Annotated in this window: 28 protein-coding genes; 12 read left to right on the top strand and 16 right to left on the bottom strand. The window is 63.2% G+C overall.

What is annotated here, in order from left to right; all coding sequences use genetic code 11:
* Window positions 1–11 precede the first annotated feature (11 nt).
* From EN851_RS15710 to EN851_RS15690, 5 genes are all read left to right on the top strand, one after another.
* Window positions 12–599 carry a 5-formyltetrahydrofolate cyclo-ligase gene (locus tag EN851_RS15710; protein ID WP_135917197.1) on the top strand — a complete coding sequence of 196 codons (588 nt, stop codon included), beginning with the start codon at window positions 12–14 and terminating at the stop codon, window positions 597–599.
* Between the two features lie 70 nt (window positions 600–669).
* Entirely contained in the window at window positions 670–1494 is an 825-nt protein-coding gene (locus EN851_RS15705) for a YmdB family metallophosphoesterase (RefSeq protein WP_127278128.1), read from the top strand.
* Between the two features lie 78 nt (window positions 1495–1572).
* Window positions 1573–2340, top strand: a complete 768-nt coding sequence (locus EN851_RS15700) for a TerC family protein (protein ID WP_135863230.1) — start codon at window positions 1573–1575, stop codon at window positions 2338–2340.
* Between the two features lie 80 nt (window positions 2341–2420).
* Window positions 2421–2708, top strand: a complete 288-nt coding sequence (locus EN851_RS15695; protein ID WP_245512009.1) for a BrnT family toxin — start codon at window positions 2421–2423, stop codon at window positions 2706–2708.
* Entirely contained in the window at window positions 2689–2976 is a 288-nt protein-coding gene (locus tag EN851_RS15690) for a BrnA antitoxin family protein (RefSeq protein WP_127278125.1), read from the top strand. Before EN851_RS15695 ends, EN851_RS15690 begins: the two co-directional genes overlap by 20 nt.
* 5 nt (window positions 2977–2981) lie before the next feature.
* Here the strand turns inward: EN851_RS15690 and EN851_RS15685 are convergent, their stop codons facing one another.
* The 4 genes from EN851_RS15685 to EN851_RS15670 are packed head-to-tail and all read right to left on the bottom strand — an operon-like array spanning window position 2982 to window position 4789.
* Entirely contained in the window at window positions 2982–3449 is a 468-nt protein-coding gene (locus tag EN851_RS15685; RefSeq protein ID WP_127278124.1) for an SRPBCC family protein, read from the bottom strand.
* Between the two features lie 22 nt (window positions 3450–3471).
* The gene (locus EN851_RS15680; RefSeq protein ID WP_127278123.1) at window positions 3472–3834 is read right to left on the bottom strand and encodes a hypothetical protein; all 363 of its coding nucleotides are present in this window, start codon (window positions 3832–3834) and stop codon (window positions 3472–3474) included.
* Window positions 3835–3884: 50 nt separating this feature from the next.
* Window positions 3885–4277 (bottom strand): VOC family protein, encoded by a 393-nt coding sequence (locus EN851_RS15675; protein ID WP_127278122.1) that lies wholly within the window; start codon window positions 4275–4277, stop codon window positions 3885–3887.
* Between the two features lie 29 nt (window positions 4278–4306).
* Window positions 4307–4789: an SRPBCC domain-containing protein gene (locus tag EN851_RS15670; RefSeq protein WP_127278121.1), complete on the bottom strand. Its 483-nt coding sequence runs from the start codon at window positions 4787–4789 to the stop codon at window positions 4307–4309.
* A gap of 51 nt (window positions 4790–4840) precedes the next feature.
* Here EN851_RS15670 and EN851_RS15665 point away from each other — a divergent pair, with 51 nt between their 5' ends.
* From EN851_RS15665 to EN851_RS15655, 3 genes are all read left to right on the top strand, one after another.
* Window positions 4841–5164 (top strand): helix-turn-helix domain-containing protein, encoded by a 324-nt coding sequence (locus tag EN851_RS15665; RefSeq protein ID WP_127278120.1) that lies wholly within the window; start codon window positions 4841–4843, stop codon window positions 5162–5164.
* Between the two features lie 200 nt (window positions 5165–5364).
* Window positions 5365–6114 (top strand): YebC/PmpR family DNA-binding transcriptional regulator, encoded by a 750-nt coding sequence (locus tag EN851_RS15660; protein WP_135929552.1) that lies wholly within the window; start codon window positions 5365–5367, stop codon window positions 6112–6114.
* Window positions 6115–6131: 17 nt separating this feature from the next.
* The gene (locus tag EN851_RS15655; protein ID WP_032934919.1) at window positions 6132–6428 is read left to right on the top strand and encodes a SelT/SelW/SelH family protein; all 297 of its coding nucleotides are present in this window, start codon (window positions 6132–6134) and stop codon (window positions 6426–6428) included.
* A 24-nt stretch (window positions 6429–6452) separates the two neighbouring features.
* Here the strand turns inward: EN851_RS15655 and EN851_RS36310 are convergent, their stop codons facing one another.
* The 3 genes from EN851_RS36310 to EN851_RS15645 form a co-directional block, all read right to left on the bottom strand.
* On the bottom strand, window positions 6453–6614 hold the full coding sequence (locus EN851_RS36310) for a hypothetical protein (RefSeq protein ID WP_167531406.1): 162 nt from the start codon (window positions 6612–6614) through the stop codon (window positions 6453–6455).
* A 62-nt stretch (window positions 6615–6676) separates the two neighbouring features.
* Window positions 6677–7156 (bottom strand): DUF1772 domain-containing protein, encoded by a 480-nt coding sequence (locus tag EN851_RS15650; protein ID WP_189521851.1) that lies wholly within the window; start codon window positions 7154–7156, stop codon window positions 6677–6679.
* 1 nt (window position 7157) lies between these two features.
* Complete coding sequence (locus EN851_RS15645) at window positions 7158–7985, bottom strand: NAD(P)H-binding protein (protein ID WP_127278118.1); 828 nt, start codon at window positions 7983–7985, stop codon at window positions 7158–7160.
* A gap of 120 nt (window positions 7986–8105) precedes the next feature.
* Between EN851_RS15645 and EN851_RS15640 the strand changes: the two genes are divergently transcribed.
* Window positions 8106–8735, top strand: coding sequence for a TetR/AcrR family transcriptional regulator (locus EN851_RS15640; RefSeq protein WP_127278117.1), 630 nt, complete (start codon window positions 8106–8108; stop codon window positions 8733–8735).
* Window positions 8736–8960: 225 nt separating this feature from the next.
* Here the strand turns inward: EN851_RS15640 and rpmE are convergent, their stop codons facing one another.
* Window positions 8961–9182: a 50S ribosomal protein L31 gene (rpmE, locus tag EN851_RS15635; protein WP_096451251.1), complete on the bottom strand. Its 222-nt coding sequence runs from the start codon at window positions 9180–9182 to the stop codon at window positions 8961–8963.
* A gap of 207 nt (window positions 9183–9389) precedes the next feature.
* On the opposite strand from rpmE, the gene EN851_RS15630 reads away from it, so the two are divergent.
* Window positions 9390–11189, top strand: coding sequence for an ABC transporter transmembrane domain-containing protein (locus EN851_RS15630; protein WP_135919905.1), 1800 nt, complete (start codon window positions 9390–9392; stop codon window positions 11187–11189).
* 34 nt (window positions 11190–11223) lie between these two features.
* On the opposite strand, the gene EN851_RS15625 is transcribed toward EN851_RS15630, so the two are convergent.
* Complete coding sequence (locus tag EN851_RS15625) at window positions 11224–12711, bottom strand: carboxypeptidase M32 (RefSeq protein ID WP_135929551.1); 1488 nt, start codon at window positions 12709–12711, stop codon at window positions 11224–11226.
* Between the two features lie 141 nt (window positions 12712–12852).
* Between EN851_RS15625 and EN851_RS15620 the strand changes: the two genes are divergently transcribed.
* Entirely contained in the window at window positions 12853–13206 is a 354-nt protein-coding gene (locus tag EN851_RS15620) for a DUF1304 domain-containing protein (protein ID WP_135917126.1), read from the top strand.
* Between the two features lie 92 nt (window positions 13207–13298).
* Here EN851_RS15620 and EN851_RS15615 read toward each other — a convergent pair whose 3' ends face one another.
* The 7 genes from EN851_RS15615 to EN851_RS15585 form a co-directional block, all read right to left on the bottom strand.
* Window positions 13299–13724: a hypothetical protein gene (locus EN851_RS15615; protein ID WP_135929550.1), complete on the bottom strand. Its 426-nt coding sequence runs from the start codon at window positions 13722–13724 to the stop codon at window positions 13299–13301.
* Between the two features lie 249 nt (window positions 13725–13973).
* On the bottom strand, window positions 13974–15005 hold the full coding sequence (locus tag EN851_RS15610; RefSeq protein WP_127277953.1) for a peptidoglycan -binding protein: 1032 nt from the start codon (window positions 15003–15005) through the stop codon (window positions 13974–13976).
* Window position 15006: 1 nt separating this feature from the next.
* Window positions 15007–16032: a MotA/TolQ/ExbB proton channel family protein gene (locus EN851_RS15605; RefSeq protein WP_135929549.1), complete on the bottom strand. Its 1026-nt coding sequence runs from the start codon at window positions 16030–16032 to the stop codon at window positions 15007–15009.
* 120 nt (window positions 16033–16152) lie between these two features.
* Window positions 16153–16839: a hemolysin III family protein gene (locus EN851_RS15600; protein ID WP_127872142.1), complete on the bottom strand. Its 687-nt coding sequence runs from the start codon at window positions 16837–16839 to the stop codon at window positions 16153–16155.
* 83 nt (window positions 16840–16922) lie between these two features.
* Window positions 16923–17723 carry an inositol monophosphatase family protein gene (locus EN851_RS15595; protein WP_127277950.1) on the bottom strand — a complete coding sequence of 267 codons (801 nt, stop codon included), beginning with the start codon at window positions 17721–17723 and terminating at the stop codon, window positions 16923–16925.
* Window positions 17724–17809: 86 nt separating this feature from the next.
* Complete coding sequence (gene efp, locus EN851_RS15590) at window positions 17810–18376, bottom strand: elongation factor P (RefSeq protein WP_027141779.1); 567 nt, start codon at window positions 18374–18376, stop codon at window positions 17810–17812.
* Between the two features lie 140 nt (window positions 18377–18516).
* Window positions 18517–19395 (bottom strand): LysR family transcriptional regulator, encoded by an 879-nt coding sequence (locus EN851_RS15585; protein WP_135929548.1) that lies wholly within the window; start codon window positions 19393–19395, stop codon window positions 18517–18519.
* A gap of 99 nt (window positions 19396–19494) precedes the next feature.
* Between EN851_RS15585 and EN851_RS15580 the strand changes: the two genes are divergently transcribed.
* On the top strand, window positions 19495–20511 hold the full coding sequence (locus EN851_RS15580) for an NAD(P)-dependent alcohol dehydrogenase (RefSeq protein WP_135917128.1): 1017 nt from the start codon (window positions 19495–19497) through the stop codon (window positions 20509–20511).
* Window positions 20512–20516: the final 5 nt, after the last annotated feature.

Here is a 20516-nt window from a genome sequence, read left to right as displayed (position 1 = left end):
ACCTTGGCCGCATGACCTCTCCCAAAGACCTGAAAAAGCAGCTACGCCTCGAGGCACTCGCTCGCCGCGACGCGCTCGACGAATTCTGGCGGGTCGAGGCCGCGCTCGAAATGGCGGAGACGGCGCGCGACCATCTGGAGATCGGCCCTGGCCAGATCGTCTCCGGTTTCTGGCCGATGCGCTCGGAGGTCGATGTCAGGCCGCTGATGTTCGCCTTGCGTGAGCGGGGCGCACGGCTCTGCCTGCCTGCCATTCTCGACAAGACCACCATCGTCTTTCGCGAACTGGTGCGTGGCGCGCCGATGGTCGACATGGGTTTTGGCACGATCGGACCGCACGCGGAGGCCGAGGTTCTCGACCCCTCGGTCATGCTGGTGCCGCTCGCCGCTTTCGACGCACGCGGCCACCGCATCGGTTATGGCGCCGGCTATTACGATCGCGCGATCGCGAAGCTCGTCGACAAGGGGCATACGCCCCGGCTGATCGGCATAGCCTTCGACTGCCAGGAAGTGGCGCAGGTTCCGGACGAGAACCATGACGTGATCATCCCGGAAATACTCACCGAGAGCGGGTTGCGCCGCTTCACGCCAAAATTGTAGATAATGGAGGCATGATCTTTTCGCGGATGTCATGCGGCATTTGCTTCGCTGACTTTCGGTGCAGGATCATATGAGACTTCTCTTCCTCGGTGACATGGTTGGAAAAACGGGACGTACGGCGGTGTGGGAACAGCTGCCTGGCCTGATCTCGGACTTCAAACTCGACTTCGTCATCGTCAACGGCGAGAATGCCGCCGGCGGCTTCGGCATCACCGAAGAGATCTTTCGGGAGACCATCGCTGCAGGCGCCGATGTCGTCACCACCGGCAACCATGTCTGGGATCAGCGCGATGCGCTGGCCTTCGCGCCGCGCGAGCAGCGGTTCCTGCGGCCTTCCAATTTTCCCAAGGGTACGCCCGGGCGCGGCTCCGGCGTCTACATCGCCAAAAACGGCGCGCGCGTGCTGGTCGCCAACATCATGGGCCGAGTATTCATGCATCCCGAGCTCGACGATCCGTTCCAGGCCGGCGAACGTGAGCTTGCAGCCTGTCCGCTCGGCGAGCAGGCCGATGCGGTGATCATCGACTTCCATGCGGAAGCGACCTCGGAGAAAATGTGCTTCGCGCATTTCGTCGACGGCCGCGCCAGCCTGGTCGTCGGTACTCACACGCACCAGCCCACCGCCGATCACCAGATCCTCAATGGCGGCACCGGCTATCTGTCGGATGCCGGCATGTGCGGCGATTATGATTCCTCGCTCGGCATGGACAAGGAGGAACCACTCAACCGGTTCCTGTCGAAAGTACCGAAAGGGCGTTTCGAGGCAGCGACCGGCCCGGCGACCTTGTGTGGGGTCGGTGTCAATATTTCCGATCGTACCGGACTGACCGAGAAGATCGCGCCGTTTCGTCGCGGGCCGAGACTGGAAGAAACGGCTCCGTCGTTCTGGTCGTGACATTGATATAGGCGCGCGCAGTACCTAACTGCCGACGACATCTGCTTCAGATCGTTAAAAGAGGGGACAACGACCTCCATGCAGCTTATCGAATTTCTTGCGCCGCATTTTCAATTCGTTTCCGATCCAACCGCATGGGTCGCCTTGCTGACGCTGGTGGTGCTCGAGATCGTGCTCGGCATCGACAATCTGATCTTCATCTCCATTCTGACCAACAAGCTGCCCGTGGACCAGAGGGCTCGTGCGCGCCGGCTCGGCATCTCGGCGGCACTGATCATGCGCCTGGTGCTGCTCGCCACCATTTCGGTCATCGTCCAACTGACGACGCCGGTCTTCACCGCGTTCGGCCACGGTTTCTCCTGGCGCGACCTGATCCTGATCGCCGGCGGCCTGTTCCTGGTGTGGAAGGCGACCAAGGAGATCCACCACACGGTCGATCCCGACGACCACAAGGACACGATGATGGGAGAGACGCTCAAGATCTCGCTTGCCGGCGCGATCTTCCAGATTCTGCTGCTCGACCTCGTCTTTTCGATCGATTCCATCATCACCGCCGTCGGCATGACCGACGAGATCGCCATCATGTACATCGCGGTGATCGTGGCCGTCAGCGTGATGATGCTGGCGGCGGGTCCGCTGGCCAACTTCATCGCCAAGAACCCCAGCATCGTCATGCTGGCCCTGGGCTTCCTGTTGATGATCGGCATGACGCTGATCGCGGACGGCATGGGCTATCATGTTCCCAAGGGCTACATCTACGCGGCGATGGGTTTTTCGGCGCTGGTCGAGGGGCTCAACATGCTGGCGCGGCGGCGCAAGAAAGCGAAATCCGGCGACGGGCATTAGAGCGCGGACGCCACAGTCTGACTTTTGACTCGATTTTTACCGAATTGTATGTACAGTAATGTAAATCGAGGCTGCCCGCTTTGCGATTTGAATGGGACCTTGAAAAGGCCAGACGCAACCTTGCCAAACATGGGGTTGCATTCGATCTCGCCCAGAAGGTGTTCGATGACCCGCTTCATCTTATCGTGCCTGACCGCTTCGAAGACGGTGAGCAACGATGGCATGCGATCGGGATGGTCAAAACCGTAGTGGTTCTGCTGGTTGTCCATACCTACCCGGATCGCGAAGCTGAAGAGCGGGTTCGGATTGTCAGGGCTCGGAAAGCGACGCCGCATGAAAGGAGGCGCTATGAGCAGGAAGGACCTTAGCCACGACCAGCGAGACCAGCTTGCAAAGCTGGCCGATTTGCCTGACAGCGAGATTGATACTTCCGATATTCCAGAGGCTCCGGCCGAGAACTGGATACATGCCCGTCGTGGGCATCTTTACCGCCCAATTAAGCAGCCGGTGACCATTCGGCTCGATGCCGACGTGCTCTCCTGGTTCAAGGAACATGTCGGAGGTGGGGGCTATCAAACCGAGATCAATCGCGTGCTCCGCCACCATGTGATCGAACAGGAAAAACGGCGATCCTGAGTCGTTTAACCTGCCGGTACCCCCCTCGGGTGACGATCACCGATGAGGCTCAGGGTCAGGCCCTGCTCCAGCCAGGCCTTGGCGCCGGCGAGCACCAGCGTGAAGCCGCCGGTTGAGCCGACCGCTTCTTTCACCTGCTCGTCGCCATTGCCGGTAAAGCCAAAATTCCCGACTTCGAGGAATGTCGCCTCGCCAGGCATTTCAGTGAAGGTCCAGACCACAGTGGTCGGCGGGTCGCTCCACGTCATGACGATCTTCTTGTCCCGGACGATCTCGCTGACGTCGACGGTCGTCGAGACGCCATACATGCGCCACTCCCACTGAACAGGCTTGCCACCGTCAAGCCGGCCGCTGCCATGGGTGAACCAGAAGCGGGTCGTGATCGCCGGATCGACGATGGCCTCGAAAACATCAGCGACCGGCCGCCGGATCAGCATGGCGGCTTCGGCTGTCGGTGTTTCACGGATTTCCATGGCGATCTCCTTTCGAATACGCTCACCAGGCGTCGGGTTCGCGCACCATATGAATGATGTTGGCCGGATTGGTGATCCAGCCACCACGGAAACCCTCGCCCAATGGCTCGATGGCATCGCAACGCACAACGCCTGCCTTGGCCAGATGATCCGCGGCGCCCGGAAAATCCTGCGTGAAAAGCTCCAGCCAAATCTCGGCCTGGCTCATCATCGGCACTTCGTCGATCCACAGCCGGTTAGGCCCAAGTTCGAAGCCGATCGCCGGCGGCTTGGCGGTGAACGGCTTGAGGCCAACGACGTCGCGGTAGAAGGCGATCGTCGCTTCGTACTGGTGCGACGGCACCTTCATGGCGATGTTGATGCCGCCGGTGATCTTCGCGGTCATGGTTCCCGTCCTTGTTGGGGTGCTGGTTGGCTGGTTCAACTGGCGTTCCGTCATGGCAGGTTGATCTGCCAGGAGACGCCGAACCTGTCGTTCAGCCATGCGAAGCGGCGGCTAAAGCCATAGTTGTCCGGCGGCATCAGGAAGCCGCCTCCCTTCGCCAAGGTTTCGACGATGCGCTCCAGCTCCTGTTCGGAGGAACAGTCGACATAGAGCGAGAACGACGGCGTGAAGGTGAAAGCGTGGTGAACAGGGCTGTTATAGACCGTCACCTCCAGGCCGCAGATGGAAACGCGCGCGAGTTTGAGCATACCTTCCGCGCCGTCTTCACCGGAACCGTAACGTGTGACGTCGAGGATGCTACTGTCGGGAATGGCCTCGCAATAAAGGGTCATTGCCTCTTCGGCCTTGCCCTCGAACATCAGGAATGGCCTTACTTTCGTCATTGCGGGTTCTCCCCTTTTCCTATCGTCGTTCAAACATTGGCCTCGCTGGCGGGTTCGCCCCTCATCTCGCTGCGGTAATAACCGTCGCGCAGATTGATGCCGTATTCGACATAGGCCTTCATGCAGGCCAGCATCTGCGACCAGCCCTCGCAATTCAGGTAGGACTTCTTCAGGCCGACCGCGCCTTCCTGCCAGCCGCTCTCGGCGATGGTGACGAAGGTGCCGCCATCGTCGAGCGGCTCGAAATTCATCTCGATGCGGGTCTTGTAGGCGGGCTTGCCGTCGGTGTCGGTGGCATCCCAGCGCAGCACGATGCGGCTGTCCTTGACCACTTCGTCGACCTCGACCGGCACCTTGCCCCACCAGACGACACCCGAACCGGCAACCAATGGCGCGCTGGCGCCGCCGATGGTGGTGAAATAGCCGCTGAGCTTCTTCGGATTGACGACCGCGTCAAAGACTTCGGCGACCGGTTTGCCGATGCGCCCTGAAACACTGAATCCAAGAGACATATCCACAGCTCCTTGCTTGATCGCGACAACGATATGTTATAGAAACATAACATGTCAAGCCGATCGCAAGACGACAATGTTTTCAAGGCGCTGGCGCATCCGCGCCGGCGCGAAATACTGGATCAGTTGAAAGACGAGCCAAAGACCACCGGCATGCTGTGCGATGCCTTTCCCGCCATCGACCGCTGCACCGTCATGCTGCATCTCAAGGTGCTGGAGGAGGCGGATCTGATCGTTGCGCGTCGTGACGGACGCGAGCGCTGGAACCATCTGAATTCCCTGCCGATCAAGCAGATCCACGACCGCTGGATCAGCCAGTATGCCGGCCACGCGCTCAGCATCATCGACCGGCTGAGGTCCGATCTGGAAGCATAGACAAGGCCGGGATCGCCGTGGCGCGGCGCGGCTGGACGAATTGAGCCGATTTATCTATAAGCCGGCCATTCCGACAAGGAGCGCCGCGCGTCCACCCGGACGCATCAGGGTCGTTCTGAAATTTTGAATTCGAGCCTTTTGCAAAGGCGAGGTGACGCATCTCGCGGCAAGGGGCTCTAGCCGAACACGACAGGGGTGCCATGGCTGGCCATTCACAGTTCAAGAACATCATGCACCGCAAGGGCCGTCAGGACGCGGTGCGGTCGAAAATGTTTTCCAAGCTGGCGCGCGAAATCACCGTTGCCGCCAAGAGCGGGACGCCCGATCCATCGATGAACCCGCGCCTGCGCCTGGCGATCCAGAACGCCAAGGCCGTGTCGATGCCGAAGGACAACATCCAGCGCGCCATCAACAAGGCCTCGATGGGTGATGCAGAGAATTACGAAGCCGTGCGCTACGAAGGGTATGGTCCAGGTGGCGTCGCCGTGATCGTCGAGGCACTGACCGACAACCGCAACCGGTCGGCGTCCAACGTCCGCGCCGCCTTCACCAAGGCCGGCGGCGCGCTCGGCGAAACCGGATCGGTGTCGTTCATGTGGGACCGCGCCGGCGAAATCTACTATCCGGCCTCGGCCGGCAGTGCCGACAAGATCATGGACGCGGCCATCGAAGCCGGCGCCGACGATGTCGAGTCGGACGAGGAAGGCCACACGATCTATTGCGCCTTCGAGACTCTCGGCGAGGTGTCCAAGGCACTTGAAGCCTCGCTCGGCGAGGCCGAATCGGTCAAGGCGATCTGGAGGCCGCAGAACAATGTCCCCGTCGACGAAGAGCGGGCGCAGTCGCTGATGAAACTGGTTGCGACGCTCGAGGACGATGACGACGTGCAAAGCGTGTACGCCAACTTCGAAGTCGATGACGAGACCTTGGCCAAGCTCCGCGCGGCGTGAGTGAAGCCCGATCCGACATGAGCAAAGCTCGGTTGCCCGCCATCCGCATCACCTACTGCACGCAATGCCAATGGCTGTTGCGTGCCGGCTGGATGGCGCAGGAGCTGCTCTCCACCTTCGGCACCGATCTCGGCGAGGTGACGCTGGTGCCGGGCACAGGCGGCATCTTCACCATCTCCTGCAACGATGTGCTGGTCTGGGACCGCAAGCGCGACGGCGGTTTTCCGGACGCGGCTAAACTCAAGCAGTTGGTCCGCGATGTGATCGATCCGGATCGTGATCTCGGCCACGCCGACCGTAAGGCGAAGAGCTGAGATTTTGCTGCGAAAGCAGGACCATCATTTTCCGGGCCGGCGTCCGAAAACAGCACCGATGCCGGCACCGATCGCGATGCCCACGCCGACGCCGAGGGCCGAATCATCCATCGCCGCGCCAAGGGCAGCACCGAGGCCAACGCCGATCGCGATGCCGATGGCCATGGTCGAATAGGGGTCGTTCACGGCTCTTCTCCCGATAATGCTTGCGGCCGCCGCAACGCCCGATGCGGCGGCCCGCAAACATGTCAACGCGAGGCGAACCAGAAGGATGCCATCGCCACGATGGCGGTGACGGTGCGGACGTGGTTCCACATCACCCAGTCCCTGAGAAAGTCGGACCAGACCGCGGCACCATTGCTGCTGGCTGGATCGACTGCGGCCAGTGCATCGTTGAGCGGCACGTTGAAGACCATGGTCACGATCGGGTTGCCGACAAGATAGATAAGCGCGCCGGCGAGTAGCCAGAGCGAACCCGGCTGGCTCCAGCCGATGATCGCGCCGGCGACGAGCACCAGGCAGATCAGCCCTGTGCCGAAAAGGGCGGTCATGAACATCGGCGTGATGACGGTGACGTTGATCGAATTCATGGCGGCGATGCCGCCCGCCGCCGGCAGACGGGCAAATGCCGGCATGACGAAATTGGAGAAGGCGAAGAACACGCCGCCGACGACGCCTGCGCCCAGGGCCGCGATGAAGGTGAGGCTGGGGAGAAGTTTGGCGATCATGTCAGTTGCTCCAGATGCCGGTTGCGGCGGTTTCGGTTGCGTAGGCGGAAAAGTCCCTGGGCTGGCGGCCGAGCACGCGCTGGACGCCGTCGGCGAGGGCCTCGTTGCGGCCGTCGAGAACTTGCGTGAACAGCTCGTTGAGCAGCCAGGCGAACTCAGGCGGCAGGTCATGCGCGGCGACCGCCGTGGTGAATTCGTCATGCGAGATACTGACAAAGCGGATATCGCGCCCGGCGGCCCTTGCGATCTCTGCGACCGCGTCGGCGAAACTCAGCAGCCGCGGTCCGGTTAGTTCATAGAGCAGGCCGACATGGTCGGGCTCGGTCAGCGTGACGAAGGCCACTTCGGCGATGTCGTCGGCATCGACAAAAGGTTCGCCGACAGGCCCGACCGGCAGCGCCACCTCGCCCGCCAGCAGCGGCTCGATGAGAAAACCTTCGGAGAAGTTCTGCGAGAACCAGGCGCAGCGCAGGATCGTCCACTCCGCGCCCGAGGCCTTCAGCATCTCCTCGGCGCGCTGGGCCTCGTGCTCGCCGCGCCCCGAGAGCAGCACCAGCCGGGTGACGCCACTGGCCACCGCAAGCCGGGAGAAGACGCCAACGGTTTCGGCGGCACCCGGCACGGCGAGGTCTGGATAGTAGCTGATGTAGACGGCGTCGACGCCATCGAGTGCGGGTCCCCAGGTGGCGGGAACTTCCCAGTCGAAGCGCGGCGCGCCGGAGCGCGAGCCGATGCGTACCGGCACGCCATGCGCGGTCAGCCGCGCCGCGAGACGGCTGCCGGTCTTGCCGGTGCCGCCGAGGATCAGGATTGGTTTGGTATCAGTCATGTCATTTTCTCCGCGTCAAAACATGAGTAATCCTCACATTTGCAAAACGTGATAAACCCTCGTATTTTGTAAGTCAAGTCATTCCCCGCGATTTGCCGAGCGGGTTTGTTGGAGACAGTCATGGACGGCACAGCGGCCAACGATCAGATTGCCTCGCCACGCCGGGCGCCGAGCCAGCAGCGCAGCCGCGAGCGGGTCGAGCGCATGCTGGCCGCCGCCTCGGCGCTGATCGCGGAGCAAGGCAGCGATGCCATGCGCATGGGCGAGGTGGCGGAACGGGCAGAGGTGTCGATCGGGTCGCTCTACCAATTCTTTCCGGACAAGCGGGCGATCGTCTGGGCGCTGGCCGAACGCTACACCGTGGAAAGCCAGGCCTGCATTTCGGCGGCGTTGAAAGACGTCAACGACGCCGAAGGGCTTGGCCGGGCGTTCTCGGAGCTGGTCGACATTTATTACGGGTTGTTCCTGGCCGAGCCGGTGATGCGCGACATCTGGTCGGGCACGCAAGCAGACAAGGCGCTGCGCCAGCTCGAGCTCGCCGACAGTCGGGCCAATGCCGAATTCCTGGTCGCGGTGCTGAAGCGGCTACGCCCCGGCGCCGACCCCGTCTCCCTGGAGACCACGGCGTTTCTCGTCTGGCAGATGGGCGAGGCGGTCATGCGCTTGGCGATCTCGGTCGAGCGGCAAGAAGGCGACAGGCTGGTCGCCGCCTACAAGCGCATGGCGCTGCGGGAGCTGCTGGCCGAGTAGAGAAGCCTTGAACTTCCCATAGTTTCAACATCTGGTGAAGCCGCCAAGGACGGAGCCCCTCTCCCCCGTCACTATACGGGGAGAGGATGCCGGCAGGCAGGTGAGGGCAGCGCGGGCCTGTGATATTTAAGAACAGCTTTATGACGGGGGGAGGGGAAGATGGTTCTGGTCAACAAAAAACCCGCCTCGAAGGCGGGTTCTTGATCTGCGAAAGCCCGATGCGGCTTAGAGGCCGAAACCCTCAAAACGCTTCTTGAACTTCGACAGGCGGCCGCCGCGGTCGAGCAGGGTCTGCTGGCCGCCGGTCCAGGCCGGGTGGGTGGTCGGGTCGATATCGAGGTTCATCGTATCGCCTTCCTTGCCCCAGGTCGAACGGGTCATGTATTCGGTGCCGTCGGTCATGACGACCTTGATGGTGTGGTAGTCGGGATGGATTGCGCTCTTCATGGCTCGGTTCCTGGCTTGCCGGCGCGGCTGACGGGCATAAGCCTGCGTCGATGCGCCTCTTTTTAAAACTCGAAGCCGCAGCTATTGAGGAGCCACGGCTTCTAAAACGATCGGCGTGCCTATACATCAGCCGGAATTGAATCACAAGGCCGCGGCAAGCGCATATTCAAGGCGCATGAAGCTGAGGCGGCTAGAGGAAACAGCGAGATGGCGCAATCAAGCAGCGCAGACGAGCGCCGACGCTCGCTCAAGCCGCTCAGGCGCCTGTTTCCCTACATCACTGGATATCGCACGCTGGTGGTCGGCGCCCTCATCTCGCTGGTCATCGCAGCGGCAACGACGCTGGCGCTGCCGCTGGCGGTGCGGCGCATGATCGACCATGGTTTCTCGTCGTCCAGCACCAGTTTCATCGCCGAATACTTCGCCGCCCTGGTGGCGATGGCCGCCGTGCTGGCGGCGGCATCGGCCGGCCGCTACTATTTCGTCATCACGCTCGGAGAGCGCGTCGTCGCCGACATCAGACGCGATGTCTTTGCCCATGTGACGACGCTGTCGCCTGCCTTCTTCGACACCGCCCAGTCCGGCGAGATCGTGTCGCGGCTTGCCGCCGATACCACACAAGTCAAATCGGCGGTCGGCGCCACGGCCTCGGTCGCGCTGCGCAACGTCATCCTTGGCCTCGGCGCATTGGCGATGATGGTTGTCACCAGCCCGAAACTGTCCGGCTTGGTCATTGCCGCGATACCGGTCATCGTGCTGCCGCTGGTCGCCTTTGGCCGCTCGGTGCGTCGCAAGTCGAGGCAGGCGCAGGACACGCTTGCCGACGCTACAGCCTATGCCAGCGAACAGATCGCCGCGGTGCGCACGCTGCAGGCGTTCACCAATGAGACACTGGTCACTGGACGGTTTTCGGGTGCGGTGGAAGCGGCCTTCGAGGCGGCGCGGGCCTCTATCTTCGCACGTTCCTTCCTCACCTTCTTCGCCATCTTTACCATTTTCTCCTCGGTCGTTGCGGTGCTGTGGTTCGGCTCGCGCGACGTGCTTGACGGCAATCTGTCGCCCGGCACACTCGGGCAGTTCCTGCTTTATTCGGTGTTCGCCGCCGGCGCGCTCGGCGCGCTGTCGGAAGTCTGGGGCGAACTCGCGCAAGCAGCCGGCGCCGCCGAACGGCTGACCGAGATATTGGCCGAGACACCGGCGATCCAGGCGCCTGCCGATCCGAAGCCGTTGCCTGCGGCCGCCAAAGGCGCGATCATCTTCGATGATGTCTCGTTCTCCTATCCGGCAAGACCCGACCGCGCCGCCGTCCATGGCTTGAGTTTTTCGGTCAAACCCGGCGAGACGGTGGCCATCGTCGGTCCTTCAGGGGCCGGCAAGAGCACCGTCTTTTCGCTGATCCTGCGCTTCTACGATCCCGAAACCGGCAAGATCCTGATCGACGGCGTCGACGTGCGCGAAGCTGATCCGGTTTCGGTGCGCGAGCGCATCGCCATCGTGCCGCAGGATGTCACCATTTTCGCGGCGAGCGCGCGCGACAATATCGGCTTTGGCCGTCCAGGTGCCAGCGAGGCCGAGATCGAGACCGCGGCTAAGGATGCGCTTGCCGACGAATTCATTCTCAAGCTCGAACATGGCTATGACAGCCCGGTCGGCGAACGTGGCGTGACGCTGTCGGGCGGCCAGCGCCAACGGGTCGCCATCGCCCGCGCCATCCTGCGCGATGCGCCGATCCTGCTGCTCGACGAGGCGACCTCCGCCCTCGACGCCGAAAGCGAGACGCTGGTGCAGACGGCGCTCGAGCGGCTGATGCAGGGGCGCACCACCATCGTCATCGCCCACCGGCTGGCGACGGTGCTGAAGGCCGACAGGATCCTGGTCATGGATGGCGGCCGCATCGTCGAGGAAGGCACGCATCAGAGCCTGGTCGCCAAGGGCGGCATCTATGCGCGGCTGGCCAAGCTGCAATTCGAGACCGGCGCCAGCGCCTTCAGGGGCGCGGCTGAATAGCGGGCGCGTTTCGGCCGGCGACTACAGCGTCGCCTCACGCAGTTCCGTATCGTTTGCGCAAATGCTCCGTGAAATACATGGCGTTGAGTTTTTCGCCGGTGGCGCGTTCGAGCAGGTCCGGCGTCGACCAGCGCGACCCCTGCGACCAGATTTTCTCGCGACGCCAGCCGTTGATGGCCGCGAAATTCCCTTTCGCCAGGTCGTCGTCGGCTGAAGGATGTTCGCGCACCAGCGCGGCCCATTGCTGCGCCGCCATCATCGCGCCCAACGTGTAGGAGGGGAAATAGCCGAAGGCGGCACCCGGCCAGTGCACGTCCTGCATCGGCCCATCGGCCGGATTGTCGATGGTGGAGAGGCCGAGATAGTCGCGCATCTTGGCATCCCAGGCTTCGGGCAGATCAGCCACCTCCAGGCGGCCGGAGACAAGCTCCTGCTCCAGTTCGTAACGCAGGATGACATGCAGCGGATAGGTCACTTCGTCTGCGTCGACACGGATCAGGCCACGCTCGACACGATGCACATGTGGCAGGATATCGTCGAGCGACCAGGCTTCGCCGAGATGCTTTTCCACCACCGGCAGCGCCCAGCGCCAGAAGGCGGGATTGCGGCCGATCTGCTTTTCGACGAACAGGCTCTGGCTTTCATGCACGGCCATGCCGCGGGCCTTGCCGAGCGGCCAGTGCGACCATGCCTTGGGCAGGTTCTGTTCATAGAGCGCATGCCCGGTCTCGTGCAGCACGCCCATCAGCGCCGACAGGAAATCCGATGTCTTGTAGCGGGTGGTGATGCGCACGTCGCTGGGCACGCCGCCGCAGAACGGATGGTGCGACACCGACAGCGAGCCGTGGGTCAGGTCGAAGCCGATCGCGACCATCATGGCAAGGCCGAGTTCGCGCTGCCGGTCGATCGCATAGGTGCCCGAAAGCGGCTTCAGCGGATGCTTGCGCAGCCGCGCTTCCTGGATCGCCAGCGCCTCAGGCACGAAGCCTTTGAGGAAGGCCTTCAGGTCGGCGAAGACAGGAGTGATGTCAGCCGTGCGGTTGCCGGGGTCGAATTGCTCCATCAGCGCGTCATAAGGGGCAAGGCCGAGCACGTCGGAGCGCAGGGCCGCCTCTTCGCGCACCAGCGCCACCACGCCCTCGAGCGCCGGCTGGAAGCCAGCCCAGTCGTTCTTGGCGCGCAGGTCGCGCCATAGCTGCTCGCAACGCATGCGCGCCGTCGTCTGGCGTTCGACGAACTCGACCGGCAGGCAGGTCAGGTTGGTGTACTGCCGCCGCAGCTCGGCGAGAGCCGCCCGCTGCTCATCGTCCAATGCCTCGCCTTCAGCGGCGGCGATCCAGTCCGATATTTCCGGTGCGGTCGCCCTGGTGTGATACATGCCGGCAAGGGCCGCCATCGCCTCGGCGCGCTTCTCGCCGCCGCCGACGGCCATGTGGGTCGCTTCATCGGCACCGAGGATGGCCAGCGCATGTTCAAGCGCTTCGAGCTTGTGGCCGAGGTCGTCGAGTTTGTGAAAGGACATGGCGGCTTCCGTGATTGAGGACGGCGCGAAAAGACACCAACGCAAAAGCATTGGCAACCCTCGGATACCATCCGGCGGATGCAGCTTGCGCAGGCGAGGTCGAGCATGAAATGCTGCCGGCGACGCATGAAGGGGAGCAGAATGATCGGCAACATCCTGGTCGGGCTGGTGGCATTGATCCATGCCTACATCGTCTATCTCGAGATGGTGCTTTGGGACACGCCGCGCGGGCACAAGACATTCCGCCTGACGCCGGAATTCGCCAGCGCCTCCAAAGTGCTCGCCGCCAATCAGGGCCTCTACAACGGCTTCCTCGCCGCCGGCCTGATCTGGGGGCTTTACCTCGGCGCCGCCGGTTTCCAGGTCAAGGTCTTCTTCCTGGCTTGCGTGGCCGTTGCCGGTCTCTATGGCGCGGCGACGGTCGGCCGCAAGATCCTGTTCATCCAGACCGTTCCGGCGGTGGTCGCCCTGATCGCGGTCTGGCTCGATTGGTAGATGGGCTGGCGAGGAAAAAGGACGCCCGCGGGATTGGGGTCCCGAAGACGCCAGGTGGTCCCTTCCTCTGGGACGCTTCCAGGCAGATGGCCTCAGCCGTTCGGATAGTTTCCGCCGTCGGAGCCGTCGCCCATCAGGAAACCGGTGCCGGTATCGACCCTCAGTCGCTGGTCGACATTGTCGAGCCGGCGCAGCAGGTCATGGTATTGCGCGGCCGGTATCCTGCCGTGATCCGACGCGGCTATCTTCTCGGCGGCCTGACCGATGCGGGCCGTTCGTATTTCCAGGCGCTCCGCGACGGCCGGGGTGATGTTTTTGGCCTGCCTTGCGTCGGCGATGCCCTGGTGGACACCTTGAACCTGCTGAACGAGCGCCTCGACACGCGGACCCGTCATGTCGGTCGGGTCGGTCGCGTCGAGAGCGCCCTTGTGATGGCCAGCGGCATAGGCGCCGGCAAGCGGGGCGGCGATCAGAATTGCGGCAAGGATTGCAGTCTTGAGAGATGCTGAAGAGCGCATGACGGCGCCTCCTTTTGCTGGGAAGGGAGCGGTCTTGCCGCTCCGCGTTCCGGACGTGGGCCGTCCGGTTCCGTCGCGTCGCGATGGGAGAGGCATCGCCGGCGGTTCTCGGCCCTGTGCGGCAAGCTAGGAGTGCCTCGGCGCGAAGTGTAATTAAAAAAAGATAATCTTTTCAGGCCTTGCCGGCCGATCCCTGCGCCCTAGAGTTGAGCCGACGAACAATTTCGCGTGAGTTCGCGTGATGATGGATCAACGTTCGGTGAGCTTCAGTTCAATGCGGCGGTTCTTGTTGCGCGCTTCGTCGGTGTCGGCGGGATCGAGCGGCTGGAACTCGCCGAAGCCGGCGGCGACCAGCCGGTTGGCTGGCACGCCGTTCTCGATCAGGAACTTGACCACCGAGGTCGAGCGTGCCGTCGACAGTTCCCAATTGTCGCGGTAACGGCCATTGCCGGACAGCGGCTTGTTGTCGGTGTGGCCGTCGACGCGCAGCACCCAGTTGATCTCCGGCGGGATCTCCTTCTGCAATTCGATGATGGCGTCGGCGAGTTTCTTCATCTCGACCTTGCCGGCATCGTTGATCACTTCGGAGCCGGTCGGGAACAGCACTTCCGACTGGAACACGAAGCGGTCGCCGACGATGCGGATGTTCTCGCGATCGGCGAGGATTTCGCGCAGGCGCCCGAAGAAATCGGAGCGGTAGCGGTTCAATTCCTGCACGCGCTGCGCCAGCGCCACGTTCAGGCGACGGCCGAGATCGGCGATCTTGGTGTTGGAATCGCGGTCGCGCGTTTCGGAGACGTTGAGGGCATCCTCGAGCGCGCCGATCTGCTTGCGCAAGGCCGCGATCTGCTGGTTGAGGATCTCGACCTGGCTCAGCGCCTGCTGGCTGATCTGGCGCTGGCTGTCCAGTTCGCCGCCCAGCTCGGCGGCACGCTGGTTGGCGGCGTCGCCGGCGCCGGCACCTTGTGCCAGCAACTGTTCGAGCCGGCTCTTTTCCGCCTGAGCCGCCGACAGCGACGCCTGCAGATTGGCGAGCGAATCCTCCTTGTCCTGCGCCGTCGAGCGCTCCAGCGCCAGAAGCTGGGTCAGTTCGTTGATCTGCGAATTGAGGCGCGACAGCGCCGTGTCCTTGCCGGAGATTTCGCGGCCGAGCAGGAACTGCGCCAGCACGAAGACGGTGAGCAGGAACATGATGGCGAGCAACAGGGTCGACAGCGCGTCGACGAAGCCAGGCCAATAATCGATGCGGCGATCGGTACGCCGGCCCCTGGCAAGCGCCATGCTAGTGCACCCCGGGCTTCTTCAGCGCGTCGGCGATCTTTTCCAGCGTGTTGCGCATCGCCTTCTGCTCGTCGGACTGGGCCTCGACCCAATCGCGCATGATCTGCTGCTCGGAACGCATGTTCTTGACCAGGCCGGAAATGCCGTCGGCGAGATTGGCCATGGCGGTGGCGACGCGCGGGTTGGAGCCGCCGCCATTCTCCTGCATGCTGCGCAGCCGCTCCGACAACAGGCGGATTTCGTCGGAGGGTTCGGTCCTGGCCGCGTCGGAGACGACGATGTCGGACGACAGGTCGGTGACCGAGGACAGCCAGTTTTCGAGTTCGGTGTAGAAGCGCGTCTGGGCGCGGCCGGCCTGCAGGTCGAGGAAGCCGAGCACGAGCGAGCCGGAGAGGCCGAACAGCGAGGACGAGAAGGCGGTGCCCATGCCGGCCAGCGGCGCCGACAGGCCCTGCTTCAGCGAATCGAGCACCGCCGCGGCATCGCCGGTGCCGGGATCGAGAGACTCGATGGTCTCGCGGATCGAGCCGATCGTATTCAACAGGCCCCAGAAAGTGCCGAGCAGGCCGAGAAACACCAGCAGGCCGACCAGGTAGCGCGAGGTGTCGCGGCTTTCGTCAAGGCGCGTGGCGATGGAATCCAGCATTGTGCGCATCGATGAGGTCGAAAAGGCCATCGACGACGAGCGGCCGATCATCGCCTTCATCGGCGCCAGCAGCACCGGTTCCGTGGTCTCCGAGCCGGCGCGGAAGGAGTTGACCCAGCGCACCTCGCGAAACAGCCGGCCGACCTGCGTGAAGGCCAGCAGGATACCGACGACGAGCACGCCGACGATGAGGCCATTGAGGCCGGGATTGGTGACGAAAGCGGTGGTGACCTGGCGGGTCAAGATGGCGGCGATGAAGGCGACGATGGCCAGGAAGATGACCATGGTGAACAGAAAGACCTGCGGACTCGACAATTTGTGTGGATCGTAGACCAGTACGTCGGAGCGCCTGCCCATGCCGAAGGATCTGAGAAAAGCCATCCGTGCCCCGTTTCCGATGCCGCTGCCGCCGATCACGTAGGTGGCGACTCTAAACGGAATTGTGACCAAATTGAATGGTGCTTGGCAATATTGCCACAGGTAGCCTTAGGAGCCGGCGCCTCAAAGGCGGTTGATGACCAGGCAGTCGACCATGGCCGCCAGATGCAGACCGGCGCCGGTGACGACGAAGCCGTGCCACAGGGCGTTGTGGAAGCGCAGCGCCTTCCAGGCGAAGAAAATCACGCCGCAGGAATAGACGACGCCGCCGGCGACGATGAGCATGATCGACGTGGTCGGCAGCGTCTCGACGAGCGGTTTGACAAGGATGACGCCGCTCCAGCCGATGGCAAGGTAGAAGACGATCGCCAGCCTGTCGAAGCGGCCGGGGAAAAACACCTTGATGGCAATGCCCGTTGCCGCCGCGGCCCAGACCAGAACAATCATCCAGCGCGCCAGCGGCGAGTTTCCCAACTGGGCGAGGAAGGGTGTGTAGGTGGCGGCGATCAACAGATAGATCGCGGCATGATCGAAACGCCGCAAGATCCACTTCGCGGGCGAGGTCACCGGCCACAGATTGTAGGTCAACGATACCGACAGGACGGTGAGCAGCGAGACGACATAGAAGACGGCGGCGATGTATTCGCCGGGCCCGACCCGGAAGGCGGCGAGCGCCAGCAGCGCCGAGCCGGCCGTGATCGCCAGCACGATGCCCACCGCATGGACGATCCCGTCGGCGATCATCTCGGCGCGCGAATAATGCCAGCGTCCGATGAACGGAATCTCGATCTGTGGCGGCGTGTTGATCATCTATCGTCCTAGCGTCACCCTTTATCTGGGCAACCGCCGGACAGTATTTCAAGCTTTGTTTGCGGTTTTGCGACTGCGGCCGTTCAGCGCGGCGGGAGCGGCTTTTTCACCGTCTTCAGCAATGCGCGCTGGATGATCTCATTGCCGGCGACGACCGTGCCGGTGTCGAGCATATCCTGTCCGCCATCGATGTCGGAGGCGAAGCCGCCCGCTTCGCGGATCAAGAGCAGGCCGGCGGCGATGTCCCAGGCCGACAGGCCAACTTCCCAGAACCCGTCCATGCGCCCGGCGGCGACATAGGCAAGATCGAGCGAGGCGGAGCCCATGCGGCGGACGCCGGAGACCTCGGCCATGACGTTGCGCAGCTCGACCAGGAAATTGCCGTGGTGGCCGCGGCCGAGATGCGGCACGCCGCAGCCGATCACCGTGTCGACAAGCTTCGTGCGGCCGGCGACGCGCAGGCGGCGATCATTCATGAAGGCGCCGCCGCCGCGCTCGGTGGTGTAGAGCTCGTCCATGGCAGGATTGTAGATGACGCCGGCAACGATCTGGCCCTGGCGCTCGAGCGCGATGGAGACTGCGAAAAGCGGAATGCCGTGGAGGAAATTGGTGGTGCCGTCGAGCGGATCGACGATCCAGCGGTGCTGGCTGTCGTCGCCGGCGACGGCGCCGCGCTCTTCCATCAGAAAGCCGTAGCCCGGGCGTGCCTTCGACAATTCGGCAAAGACGATGTCCTCGGCCTTGCGGTCGGCCTGGCTGACATAGTCGCCGGGCCCCTTCATCGAAACCTGCAGGTTCTGAACCTCGCCGAAGTCGCGCGACAGCGAGCGGCCGGCCTTCATTGCGGCCTGGACCATGACGTTGAGGAGGGCTGAGCGTGCCATAGTGCTTCTTCCTGGTGCGGCGCTTTAAACTCTGTCTCGATGCATGCCGGTGACCCAAATCCGGGGCCACTTCTGGGCGGCACGCATCAGTCGGCGCGGCGCACGTAAGTGATTTCGTTGGTGTCGACGATGATGCGTTCGCCGGCGCCGATGAAGGGCGGCACCAGCACGCGAATGCCGTTTTCCAGCACCGCCGGCTTGTAGGAGGACGCTGCGGTCTGGCCCTTCACCACGGGATCCGCCTCGGTAATGGTCAGCGTCACATAGTCGGGCAGCGAAATGCCGATCGGCCGTTCCTCGTAAAGCTGAACCGTCACCATCATGCCGTCCTGCAGGAACGCGGCGCGGTCGCCGACGAAATCCTTGTTCAGTTCGAGCTGCTCGTAGCTTTGGGTGTCCATGAACACCAGCGCGTCTTCCTGCTCGTAGAGAAAGGAAAAATCCTTCAGGTCGAGCCGGATCTGCTCGACCGTCTCGGCCGAACGGAAGCGCTCGTTGAGCTTGGTGCCGTTGATGAGGTTCTTCAGTTCCACCTGGTTGTATGCGCCGCCCTTGCCGGGCTTGACGGTGTTGGTCCTGACCGCCACCCAGAGGCCGCCATCGTGTTCGATGACATAGCCGGGACGGATTTCGTTGCCATTGATCTTGGCCATGATGATGGGATCCGGGATGCTGCCAACGGCCAGGCCGTCGGTATGGGATGTTCGCCGTGACAAGCGATTTAAGGCTCCAAGACCACAAATCGCCCGGAGAGGCAAGGGAGGGCGGGTCGGCTCCGGCCGGCAAGCCGGCGTCAGGTCTCGACCTCCAGGACATCGCCGACGGTCTTTTCAATGGCCTGCGCGGCCTTTGCCAGGCGGTTGGGGTGCGGAGAGCGCAGGGCCACCACCTGCAATGAAAGATCGAGATCTCCGGTATCGACAAGCGCGAGGTCGTCGGGAAGTCCGCGCGCGGCGAGCCGCGACGGCATGAGGCCGAGGCCGTGTCCCCGACGTACCCATTCCATCTGCATCGCCGGGTCCTGAATTTCCGCCGCTATAACGAGCCGATGCCGTTCGCCGCCCAAAATGGCCAGGAGTCTCTGACGCGCGTCGCAAGGCTCGGGACCAAGTACCCAAGGCCTGGAAGCCCAGGCGGCGTCCGTGAGACGGGGTTTGGTGGTGCCAGCCGGCGCTATGATGGCGAGGCGTTCCGTGCCAAGCGCGTCCGGGCCTTCATGATCGGCGGATCGCAGAACGATCGCCATGTCGAGTTGGCCGCGTTCGAACTGCTCGATCAGCTCCGCGCTCCAGCCGGTCTTGAGCCGCAAGGATATTTTTGGAAACGCCCCAGCCGCGCTGGCTATACCGCCCGCAACGCCCGCGTCGGACAGGCCATGTGCCAGGCCGACACGCAGCACGCCTTGCGGCTCGGTGTCGGCGGCGAAGGCTTTCAGAGCCTCGACCGAAGCCAGTATGTCTTTCGCGCGCTCCAAGACCTCCAGTCCCGCCGTGGTCAGGCGCGGCGGCTTCTGCCGGCGATCGAGAAGCGTTGTCCCGAGCATATCCTCCAGTCGCTGCATCTGACGCGTGACGGCAGGCTGCGTCAGAGGCAGGCGGCGGGCCACGCTCTGGATCGAGCCCTCCTCGGCGAACAGGACGAGCGTGCGTAATTCCTCCAGCATTTCCAACATTGCTCCAAATGCATAATTATCCTGATTATTATGAATTTGAAATCATGACCAAGGCAAGCGATTTTCCTTTCCAGGACCTCCAGACGGAAAGGAAAGACAATGAAGGCCATCGAATTGCAGCACCCGGGCGGCATCGACAACCTCAGACTGGTCGAGCGGCCAATGCCGGAACCGGGGCGCCAGGAGATGATCATCAGGGTCAGGGCAACCGCGCTCAATTACCGCGACGTGGAAATCGCCCGTGGCATTTACCACACTGCCTTTGCGCTGCCGTTGGTGCCGCTTTCGGATGGCGTCGGCGAAGTGGTTGCGGTTGGCGCCGAAGTGACCCGCTTCAAGGTCGGCGATCGTGTCTGCGCCACATTCTGGCAGCGTTGGGTCGGCGGCAGTTTCGCCATGGCTGAGCCCTCCTATCAACGGGGCGGCCCGATCGACGGGTTGCTCAGCGAGTTCGCCAGGCTGGATGAACAGGCGGCCGTCCTTGCGCCGGAGCACCTGAGCGATGTCGAAGCCGCGACGCTGCCTTGCGCCGCCGTGACGGCCTGGCATGCGCTGTTCAGCGAAGGCCGGTTGAAGCCCGGCGAGACGGTGTTGAGCCTGGGCACAGGCAGCGTCTCGCTGTTTGCAGTGCAGTTTGCGGCTGCCGCCGGGGCACACGTCATCGTCACGTCGAGCAGCGACGACAAGCTCACACGCGCAAAGGCGCTTGGCGCCCATGACGGCATCAACTATCGCAGCGACCCGGATTGGGCGTCGGCCGTGCTGGCGCTCACCGGTGGGCGTGGCGCCGATCACATCATCGAAGTCGGCGGCCCGCAAAGCTTCGCCCAGTCGCTGAGGGCTTCGGCGCGCGGTGCCCAGATCAATGTGATCGGCTATCTCGGTGGCAGCGAGGGCGCAATCAATCCGCTCGACATCTTTCGCCGCCAGGTCCGGGCACGCGGAATTCCGGTCGGTTCACGCGAATCCTTCGAGGCGATGAACCGGGCCCTCGCCGTCAACCGGTTGAGGCCGGTGATCGACAAGGTCTTGCCGTGGCGGGAGGCAGCCGGCGCCTTCCGCCATCTCGAACGCGGCTCGCCCTTCGGCAAAGTCGTCCTGGATCACATGCAATGAGCGCG

The sequence above is a fragment of the Mesorhizobium sp. M8A.F.Ca.ET.208.01.1.1 genome (assembly GCF_004791315.1).
Classification (GTDB): domain Bacteria; phylum Pseudomonadota; class Alphaproteobacteria; order Rhizobiales; family Rhizobiaceae; genus Mesorhizobium.
This window is presented reverse-complemented; position numbering and strand designations above follow the sequence as displayed.